Origin of the sequence: Luteibacter anthropi, from assembly GCF_011759365.1 — a bacterium.
GTDB lineage: Bacteria > Pseudomonadota > Gammaproteobacteria > Xanthomonadales > Rhodanobacteraceae > Luteibacter > Luteibacter anthropi.
Genome location: NZ_JAARLZ010000018.1, coordinates 38,088 through 47,589, shown reverse-complemented (window position 1 = coordinate 47,589; position 9,502 = coordinate 38,088). Strand labels below are relative to the sequence as shown.

Below are 9,502 nucleotides of genomic sequence, written 5' to 3'. Positions count from 1 at the left end.
CGCCCAGATCTGCCTGCGTTCGGCTGCCGATAAATGATGCCAAAGCCTGACTGTTCTGCTCATGATGCCCACCTCCGTCCCGATTAGACGCTGGTGTTGCACCGACCGGTTGAGATCGCCCGTTACGTTTCAACCGGTCGCGCGCAGGCGCGCTCCTACAGGGGAATGCAAAAGGCCGCGATTTCTCGCGGCCTTTGGCTTTCTACCCGGATGCGTTGCTTAGACGGCCTGGGCGGGATGGGCGTAGGAGATCGGCGCCTTGGCCGGGTCCTTGAAGCTCACTTCTTCCCATGCCGTGGCGTCGGCCATCAGGCGGCGGAGCAGCTTGTTGTTGAGCTCGTGACCCGACTTGTGTGCCGAGTAGGCACCAATCAGGCTGTGGCCCAGCATATAGATGTCGCCGATGGCGTCGAGGATCTTGTGCTTGACGAACTCGTTGTCGTAACGGAGGCCGTCTTCGTTCAGCACGCGGTAGTCGTCCAGCACCACGGCGTTGTCCATCGAGCCGCCGAGGGTGAGGTTACGCTCGCGGAGCATCTCGATGTCGCGCATGAAACCGAACGTGCGGGCGCGGCTGACTTCCTTCACGAACGAGGTCGTGGAGAAGTCCATCTCGGCCTGCGAATTGCGCTTGTTGAACAGCGGGTGGTCGAACTCGACCGAGAAGCCCACCTTGAAGCCATCGAACGGCTCGAGCCTGGCCCACTTGTCGCCGTCTTCGACGATGACCGGCTTCTTGATACGGATGAAGCGCTTGGCGGCGTCCTGTTCCTCGATGCCAGCGGACTGGATCAGGAACACGAAGGGGCCTGCGCTGCCGTCCATGATGGGGACTTCAGGTGCCGAGAGATCGACATAGGCGTTGTCGATGCCGAGGCCAGCCATCGCCGAGAGCAGGTGCTCCACGGTGGAGACGCGGACGTCGCCGTTGATCAGCGTGGTGGACAGGCGGGTGTCGCCGACGTTCTCCGGGCGAGACTTGAGCTCGACCGGCGGATTGAGGTCGACGCGACGAAACACGATACCCGTGTTCGGCGCCGCCGGGCGGAGGGTCATATAGACCTTGTCGCCGGTATGGAGACCGACGCCGGTGGCGCGAATGATGTTCTTGAGCGTGCGCTGCTTAATCATGTTGTGTCAAACCTTGCTGGCAGCAGCCTGAGTAACGTACATGCTAACACAGTCTTAACCTCGGAATAAACAAACCGGACAGTACAGCTCATCCTTCCTTTCACCGAGGCTTCAGTTTTTTCTGAGAACAGCTCTCAGCTAGCATGCGACCGATTTGCGCGGCGCATCAATCACTTGCAACTTATTGAATTCCCTCCCGCCTTGCCTTCCAGGCGGCACGGCACCGCGCCACCGCCCGGACGGGAACGGCGGCGGCGCGGTGGGCGGCCCGGCTTCGTGCCGGGTCGTCCTCACGTTTTCCTTAACGTGCCTTGAGACTTCTCGCTGACACGATCAGTTCCCCGGTCAGTCGGCCTGGCGACGCAGGAAGGCCGGGATATCGAGGTAGTCGATCGCCGGTTCCTGGCTCTTCGCCGGCTGGGCCGGTTCGGCGCGCGAGGACGCCTGGGGCAGTGCCGGTTCCGGATTATGGGCGTAGTCCACCACTTCGTTGCCAGTGCCGGTACGCAGCACGACCGGACGCGGACGCTGGCGCATTTCGACCTGCTGCTGGACCGGCTGGCGGACCGGCTGCTTGGCGGCCACGGTGCCACGATTGAGGCCGGTGGCCACCACGGTGACGCGGACGTCGTCCTGCATTTCCGGGTCGAGCGAGGTGCCGATCACCACGGTCGCATCTTCCGAGGCGAAGTCGTGGATCACGCGGCCGATCTCGTCGAACTCGCGCATGGTGAGGTTCGGGCCGGCCGTGACGTTGACCAGGATGCCGCAGGCACCCGCCAGGTTCACGTCTTCCAGCAGCGGGTTGTTGATGGCGGCTTCGGCGGCAGCCTGCGCGCGGTCGTCGCCGCGGGCCGTGCCGGAACCCATCATCGCCATGCCCATCTCGCTCATGACCGTACGCACGTCGGCGAAGTCGACGTTGATCAGGCCCGGGGCCGTGATCAGGTCGGCGATGCCCTGGACGGCGCCCAGGAGGACGTCGTTGGCGGCCTTGAAGGCGTTCAGCAGGGTGACTTCACGACCCAGCACCGAGAGCAGCTTCTCGTTCGGCACGGTGATCAGCGAGTCGACATGCTGCGAGAGGTCCTCGATGCCCTTCAGGGCGACCTGCATGCGGCGACGGCCTTCGAACGGGAACGGCTTGGTGACGACCGCGACCGTCAGGATGCCCTTTTCCTTTGCGAGCTGGGCCACGACCGGAGCCGCGCCCGTGCCGGTACCACCACCCATGCCGCAGGTGATGAAGACCATGTCGGCGCCTTCGAGCATGTCCTCGATGCGCTCACGGTCTTCCAGTGCGGCCTGGCGGCCCACTTCGGGGTTGGCGCCCGCGCCCAGGCCCTTGGTGACATTGCCACCGAGCTGCAGGTGCGTACGACCGCCGCAGCTCTTCATGGCCTGCGCGTCAGTATTGGCGACGACGAACTCGACGCCTTCGATATTGGAATTCACCATGTGGGCCACGGCGTTACCGCCGCCGCCACCCACGCCGATGACCTTGATGACCGCGTTCGGTGCCAGCTTTTCGATGAGTTCAAACATTTCCCGTCCTCCGCAGAACTTTTAGTTATTTTGGTTTGTGTCCCGTGACCGACTCCTGTCGATCGCGAGCGGCGGGCCGTCCTTATGCCCCGGCGCCCCCCATCCTTTGGGCGCCGATGAACTATCCGGTCTAGAAGTTCTTGCTGAACCAGCTGCGGAACTTCTCGACCATGTTGCCGACGTTGCCGGCGGCGGAACTCATCTGCCGGCTACCGCCATTGGCGCGGGAACCATGCAACAGCAGGCCCACGCCGGTGGAATGCAGTTCGCTGGACACGACATCACCCAGCCCCGAAACATGCTGTGGCACACCTACGCGCACCATCTTGTGGAAGATTTCCTCGGCCAGCTCGAGGGCGCCTTCCATGCGCGCCGCGCCACCGGTGAGCACGATGCCGGCAGCGACCAGGCTCTCGTAGCCCGAGCGACGCAGTTCGTCCTGCACCATCTCGAAGATTTCCTCGTAGCGCGCCTGCACCGACTGCGCGAGCGCCTGTCGTGCAAGGCGGCGCGGCGGGCGATCGCCGACGCTTGGCACCTGGATGGTTTCTTCTGCGTGGGCCAGCTGGGCCAGCGCGCAGGCGTACTTGATCTTGATCTCTTCCGCGTGAGCGGTTGGCGTGTGCACGCCGTAGGCGATGTCGTTAGTCACCTGGTCGCCACCCACAGGCAGCGACTTGGTGTAGCGGATCGCACCCTGGGTGTAGATGGCGATATCCGTGGTGCCCGCGCCGATATCCACCAGGCATACGCCCAGTTCCAGTTCGTCCTCGGTGAGCACCGACTTCGCGCTGGCGACAGCAGCAGGCACCAGTTCGTCCACCGTGAGGCCGCAGCGCTGGATGCACTTGGAAATGTTCTGCACGGCGCTGGCCGCACCCGTGACCAGATGCACGCTGGCTTCCAGGCGCACGCCGCTCATGCCGACCGGGTGGCGGATGCCATCCTGGCCGTCGATGCGGTATTCCTGCGATTCCTTGTAGAGCACCTTGCGGTCGGCCGGGATCGCCACGGCGCTGGCCGCTTCCAGCACCTGTTCCAGGTCGGCCGACATCACCTCACGGTCGCGGATCGCGGCGGTGCCGTGCGAGTTGCGGGTTTCCAGGTGGCTGCCCGAAATGGAGGCGTAAACCGAACGGATGTCGCAGCCGGCCATCAGCTCGGCTTCCTCCACCGCGCGCTGGATCGAGTGCACGGTCGATTCGATGTCCACGACGGAGCCGCGCTTCATGCCGCGCGAGACATGGGTGCCGATGCCGATCACTTCGATCGGCTCGCCCGGCTCGTACTCGCCCACGATCGCGACAACCTTGGAGGTTCCGATGTCGAGGCCGACGACGAGCTGTTTGTCGTTCTTGTTTCTCATGTATTAGCTCAGCTTCCGACCTTTGGGGTGGCCGTGTTTTCCGATTGCGGCCACCGGATAGCGAATCCGTTGGTGTAACGCAGGTCAGCGTAGGCGAAGCCGCCACGATGGCCTGAAAGGAGTTGCGGGTAGACGTCGAGGAAGCGCGCGAGGCGACGGTCCGCCTGCTCGCGGTCGCCGATCACGATCTCCGCACCGCTGTCGGTGATGGCGCTCCAGCTGCCACGCTCGGACAGGCTCACACCCACCACTGACATCTGCGCGCGGCCTTCGAAAGCCTTGCGAGCCTGTGCATAGAAGCTCACCACCTCGGCCAGCCGGGAGTCCGGTCCCGACAGTCGCGGCAGGTCGCCCATCTGGTCGGCGCCGGGCGCATCGAACACCTGGCCCTGGCGGCTGATCAGGCGGTCGCCGTTCCAGCGTGCGAAGGGCTGGCGCTCGTAGATGCGCACCAGCAGCGTGTCCGGCCAGCGCTTGCGCACCTCGACCGATTCCACCCACGGCAGCCCACCGATGGAACGGCGTACTGCTTCAAGATTCGTTGCAAAGAAGCCCTTGCCCAGGCTGGGCAGCACGGCCGCGCGGATCTGTTCGGCACTGACGTGCGTGAACTCCGCCTCGACCTTCAGCTGCGTCACCGGCCAGCGGCCGGCGGCAAACCAGCCCTGCATCACGCCGACCACGGGCAACGCCACCAAGGTGATGGCGATGCCCCAGGCGACGATCCGCGTGGCAGCGGCTCCCTTCATGTGGTTATGCCCTCCTTTCCATGGAGGTTTCCAGGATGCGCCAGCACAGGGCCTGGTAATCCAGTCCTGCCACGGCAGCGGCCTTCGGCACGAGCGAGTGCGAGGTCATGCCCGGAGCGGTGTTCACTTCGAGCAGCCAGTTCTTGCCGTGACGGTCGCGCATGATATCCACGCGTCCCCAGCCGAAACAGTCCACGGCATCGAAGGCGCGCAGCGCAAGTGCGCGCATCTCGTCTTCGGCGCCGGCGGAAAGGCCCGGGCAGATGTATTGCGTGTCGTCGGCAATGTACTTGGCGTTGTAGTCGTAGTACTCCTGCGCCGGCACGATCTTGATCGTGGGCAGGATTTCACGGCCGAGGATGCCGACGGTGAATTCGCCGCCCTCGTTCGCATCGCCTTCGATCAGGGTTTCCATCAGCAGGTCGCCCGGGTAGCGGTGCGCCAGTTCCACGGCGGCGTCCAGATCGGCTTCCTTGAACACGCGCGTGACGCCTACGCTGGAACCTTCCCAGGCGGGCTTCACGATCAGCGGAAAACCCACTTCGCGCGCGGCGGCATGCACGTCGGCACCCCGCGGCAGCGCCTTGAACTTCGGCGTGGGCAGGCCGAGGGCCAGCCACACCTGCTTGGCGCGGATCTTGTCCAGCGACAGCGCGGAACCCAGCACGCCCGAACCGGTGTACGGCACACCCAGCGATTGCAGGGCGCCCTGCAATTCTCCGTTTTCGCCACCGGCGCCATGCAGGATGTTGAACACGCGTGCGAAATGCCCGGCGCGCACGGCGTCGAGCAACGCGGGGATGCCGTCGATCGGATGCGCATCGACGCCACGGGCGCGCAGTGCTTCCAGCACGCCCTGTCCGGAATTCAGCGAAACCTCGCGCTCGGCGGAATTGCCGCCATAGACCACGGCCACCCGGCCGAAATCGGCGGGATCGGTGACCAGGCGCGGGAAACGGGTGGTGCTCATCACTTGCGGGTCCTCAGGTTGCCGGCGTTGGCCAGCTCGATGGCCGCCGCGCCGATGTCGCCGGCGCCCAGCAGCATGATCAGGTCGCCGTCGCGCGCCAGCGCGGGCAGCGTGTCGCGCAGGTCGCGCGGGTGGTCCACCAGCACCGGATCGGTCTTGCCGCGTGCGCGGATGGCGCGCGCCAGGGCCTTGCCGTCGGCACCGGCAATGGGCGATTCGCCTGCCGGGTACACCTCGGTAAGTACCAGCACGTCCACTTCGGCCAGCACGTTGGCGAAGTCGTCGAGCAGGTCACGGGTGCGGCTGTAGCGATGCGGCTGGAAGGCGACGACGAGGCGGCGCTCCGGCCAGCCGCCACGCGCGGCGGCGAACACCGCCGCCAGTTCGCGGGGATGGTGACCGTAGTCGTCCACCAGCAGGGCGTTACCGCTGTCGAGTGCGATCTCGCCGCGACGATGGAAACGACGACCCACGCCCTGGAAACCGGCCAGCGCACGGGCAATGGCCTCGCCCTCCACGCCAAGCTGCCAGCCCACCGCGGCGGCGGCCAGCGCGTTCTGCACGTTGTGGCGGCCCGGCAGGTTCAGCGTGATCGCCAGCGCATCGGCCATGCCCGGCAGGCGCACGTCGAACTGCATCTGGAAACCGACCTGGCGCACGTTCGTGGCCACCACGTCAGCCTTCGGGTTGTCGATGCCGTAGGTGATCATCCGGCGCGAGGTGTCTTCCGCGAGCTTAGCGGTTTCCTCGTCGTCGATGCACAGCACGGCCATGCCGTAGAACGGCAGGCGATGCAGGAAATCGTGGAAGGCTTTCTTCACCTGGGCGAAGTCGCCGTTGTAGTTTTCCAGGTGATCGGCGTCGATGTTCGTCACCACCGCCATCACCGGCGAGAGCATCAGGAACGAGCCATCCGACTCGTCGGCTTCCGCCACGAGGTACTGGCCGGTGCCCAGGCGCGCGTTGGCGCCGGCGGCGTTGAGCTGACCACCGATCACGAAGGTCGGATCGTATTCGGCTTCGGCCAGTACGCTGGCGACGAGGCTGGTGGTGGTGGTCTTGCCGTGCGTACCCGCAATGGCGATGCCACGACGGAAGCGCATCAGCTCACCCAGCATCTCGGCGCGCGGCACCGTGGGAATACGCGAGGCGTGCGCGGCGACCAGCTCCGGGTTGTCCTTGCGGATGGCGCTGGAGGTGACCACCACGTCGGCACCGTCGATGTTCGCGGCGTCGTGGCCTACATGGATCTGGATGCCCAGGCTGGCCAGGCGCTCCGTGGTCGGCGACGTCGCGCGGTCGGAACCGGACACGCTGTAGCCGAGGTTGTTGAGCACTTCGGCAATGCCGCTCATGCCCACGCCACCCACGCCAATGAAGTGGACCCGGCGGAACGAGGTCATGAAATCGTCGTGGGCGCGCAAACGACCGGGCGTCATGCGGATACCTCCATGCAATGACGGGCAATCGTTGCTGCTGCGTCGGGTTTAGCCAGCGTGCGGGACGCGTTAGCGGCGGAAAGAATACGGTTGCGATCGGCCAGCAGCTCGTCGAGAAGTTTCGCGAGCAGGTCGGGCGACTCGTGGCCGGCGAGCGCGGCATCGGTGACGATGCGTGCGCCGCCCACGTCGACCATGGCGCGGGCATTGCTGGTCTGGTGGTCGTCCACCGCGAACGGGAACGGCACCAGCACGGCTTCCTGGCCGGCGGCGCACAGTTCGGCGACGGTCAGCGCACCGGCGCGGCAGAGCACGAGGTCGGCCCATTCGTACGCGCCGGCCATGTCTTCGATGAAGGCCACGATGTTCGCGGCGCTGCCAGCCTTGTTATAGGCATCGACAGTGTCCTGGAGGTGGCGCTCGCCGGTCTGGTGCACTACTTCCGGCACCATCGAACCCATCGCCGCAAGGCGGGCGATGGCTTTCGGCACCACGCTGTTCAGCGTGCGCGCACCGAGGCTGCCGCCAAGCACGAGCAGGCGCGGCGCGCCCTCGCGACCGGCAAGGCGATCGATCGGCGCAGGCAGCGCGGCAATGCGCGCGCGGACCGGATTACCGACCCACTCGCCCTTCGGCAGCACATTCGGAAAACCGGTGAGCACGCGCTTCGCGAACGAGGCGAGCTTGCGATTGGTGAAACCGGCCACGGCATTCTGCTCGTGTACCACCAGCGGAATGCCTGCCAGTCGTGCAGCCACGCCGGCCGGACCGGCGACGTAACCGCCCATCGACAGCACGCAGCGCGGCTTCAGCTTGCGCAGCAGCGCCAGCGATTCGAACAGGGCGCGCACCAGCATCAGCGGCGCCAGCACGCGGGTCTTCATACCCTTGCCGCGCAGGCCGCCCACCTTGACGGTGTGCAGGTCGAGGCCATGCGACGGCACGACACGGGTCTCCATGCCGCCTTCGGCACCGAGCCACGCCACGGGCACGCCGTGCGAACGCAGTTCGTCCGCCACGGCCAGACCCGGGAAGATGTGGCCGCCGGTACCGCCGGCCATGATCAGCACAGGAGCGCTCATGCCATGCCTCCTGCCGGTGCCGAGGTAGGCACCGCATTGGCGGGCTGACGCACCGCCGACTGGCGGGCGTCCTCGGCACGATTGATTTCAAAGGTGGCGCGCAGCAGCACACCGACCATGGCGCAGGTCATCAGCACCGACGAACCGCCGGAGCTGATCAGCGGCAGGGTGAGGCCCTTGGTAGGCAGCACGCCGAGGTTCACGCCGATGGACACCATCGCCTGGAAACCCATCATCAGCGAGATGCCGTAGGCCACGTAGCCCGAGAAACGCTGGCCCAGCTCGACGCCCTTCAGGCCGATATACAGGCCACGGCCGACGAGCACGATGTAGAGACCGATGACCACCACGATACCGGCCAGGCCCAGCTCTTCGGCGAGCACGGCCAGGATGAAGTCGGTATGCGCCTCGGGCAGGTAGAACAGCTTCTGCACGCTGGAGCCCAGGCCCACGCCGGTCCATTCGCCACGACCCACCGCAATGAGCGCCTGGGTGAGCTGGAAGCCATCGTTGAACGGGTCCTTCCACGGATCGAGGAAGGAGGTGAGGCGTTTGATGCGGTAGTCCTCGGCGGTGGCCGCGTAGATCAGCAGCGGGATCAGCGGCATCGCCAGCAGCACGAGGTTGCGCATGCGGGCACCGGCCAGCCAGACCATGCCGACCGTGGTCGCGACCACGAGGGCGGCCGAACCGAAATCGGGCTGGGCCAGCAGCAGGAGCACCATGAAACCGGCCACGGCAATCGGCTTCACCACGCCGAACAGTTCGTACTCCACGCCTTCGCGATGGCGCACGAGGTAGCTCGCCAGATAGGCCACGAGGATCAGCTTCACCGCTTCCACCGGCTGGAAGCTGGTGACGAACAGGTTGATCCAGCGACGCGCACCGTTGATGCGCATGCCGAAGCCCGGCACGAACACCAGCAGCAGGATGCAGATGCCGACGAGCAGCAGCAGGGTGCTGTGCTTCTCGATCGTCTTCAGTTCGGTACGCATGGCAACACCGGCCAGCACGAAGCCGAGCGCCAGGAAGCTCAGGTGCTTCTTGAGGTAGTAGAACGCGCCCACGTGCGAGCCGTCGGCCACGGCGATGGAGGCGGAGGTGACCATCACCACGCCCATCGTGGCGAGCGCGAGCGCAGCCACGAGCAGCGGGAGATCGAAACTCCCCCGCGGGCCCTGACGGCGCTGTGCCTGCTTGTTACCGAAGCCGAACATGAT

8 protein-coding genes are annotated in these 9,502 nt (G+C 65.7%); all 8 read right to left on the bottom strand.

Annotated features, from left to right (window positions below):
* Positions 1–219 precede the first annotated feature (219 nt).
* Positions 220–1,131 (bottom strand): UDP-3-O-acyl-N-acetylglucosamine deacetylase, encoded by a 912-nt coding sequence (lpxC, locus tag HBF25_RS21790; RefSeq protein WP_166952922.1) that lies wholly within the window; start codon positions 1,129–1,131, stop codon positions 220–222.
* Positions 1,132–1,476: 345 nt separating this feature from the next.
* Positions 1,477–2,676 carry a cell division protein FtsZ gene (ftsZ, locus tag HBF25_RS21785; protein ID WP_166952919.1) on the bottom strand — a complete coding sequence of 400 codons (1,200 nt, stop codon included), beginning with the start codon at positions 2,674–2,676 and terminating at the stop codon, positions 1,477–1,479.
* A 130-nt stretch (positions 2,677–2,806) separates the two neighbouring features.
* Entirely contained in the window at positions 2,807–4,042 is a 1,236-nt protein-coding gene (ftsA, locus tag HBF25_RS21780; protein WP_166952916.1) for a cell division protein FtsA, read from the bottom strand.
* An 8-nt stretch (positions 4,043–4,050) separates the two neighbouring features.
* Positions 4,051–4,791 (bottom strand): cell division protein FtsQ/DivIB, encoded by a 741-nt coding sequence (locus HBF25_RS21775; protein ID WP_166952912.1) that lies wholly within the window; start codon positions 4,789–4,791, stop codon positions 4,051–4,053.
* Between the two features lie 4 nt (positions 4,792–4,795).
* Positions 4,796–5,761 carry a D-alanine--D-alanine ligase gene (locus HBF25_RS21770; RefSeq protein WP_166952909.1) on the bottom strand — a complete coding sequence of 322 codons (966 nt, stop codon included), beginning with the start codon at positions 5,759–5,761 and terminating at the stop codon, positions 4,796–4,798.
* Positions 5,761–7,200 (bottom strand): UDP-N-acetylmuramate--L-alanine ligase, encoded by a 1,440-nt coding sequence (gene murC / locus HBF25_RS21765; protein WP_166952906.1) that lies wholly within the window; start codon positions 7,198–7,200, stop codon positions 5,761–5,763. Before murC ends, HBF25_RS21770 begins: the two co-directional genes overlap by 1 nt.
* Positions 7,197–8,282, bottom strand: coding sequence for an undecaprenyldiphospho-muramoylpentapeptide beta-N-acetylglucosaminyltransferase (murG, locus tag HBF25_RS21760; protein ID WP_166952903.1), 1,086 nt, complete (start codon positions 8,280–8,282; stop codon positions 7,197–7,199). The genes murC and murG overlap by 4 nt, the downstream gene beginning before the upstream one ends.
* A complete protein-coding gene (gene ftsW, locus HBF25_RS21755; protein ID WP_166952900.1) occupies positions 8,279–9,499 on the bottom strand; it encodes a putative lipid II flippase FtsW in 1,221 nt (406 codons plus the stop codon). The genes murG and ftsW overlap by 4 nt, the downstream gene beginning before the upstream one ends.
* Positions 9,500–9,502: the final 3 nt, after the last annotated feature.

Coding starts and splice junctions, on each gene's coding strand:
- lpxC (WP_166952922.1), bottom strand. CDS start 1,131: ATGATTAAGCAGCGCACGCTCAAGAACATCATTCGCGCCACCGGCGTC.
- ftsZ (WP_166952919.1), bottom strand. CDS start 2,676: ATGTTTGAACTCATCGAAAAGCTGGCACCGAACGCGGTCATCAAGGTC.
- ftsA (WP_166952916.1), bottom strand. CDS start 4,042: ATGAGAAACAAGAACGACAAACAGCTCGTCGTCGGCCTCGACATCGGA.
- HBF25_RS21775 (WP_166952912.1), bottom strand. CDS start 4,791: ATGAAGGGAGCCGCTGCCACGCGGATCGTCGCCTGGGGCATCGCCATC.
- HBF25_RS21770 (WP_166952909.1), bottom strand. CDS start 5,761: ATGAGCACCACCCGTTTCCCGCGCCTGGTCACCGATCCCGCCGATTTC.
- murC (WP_166952906.1), bottom strand. CDS start 7,200: ATGACGCCCGGTCGTTTGCGCGCCCACGACGATTTCATGACCTCGTTC.
- murG (WP_166952903.1), bottom strand. CDS start 8,282: ATGAGCGCTCCTGTGCTGATCATGGCCGGCGGTACCGGCGGCCACATC.
- ftsW (WP_166952900.1), bottom strand. CDS start 9,499: ATGTTCGGCTTCGGTAACAAGCAGGCACAGCGCCGTCAGGGCCCGCGG.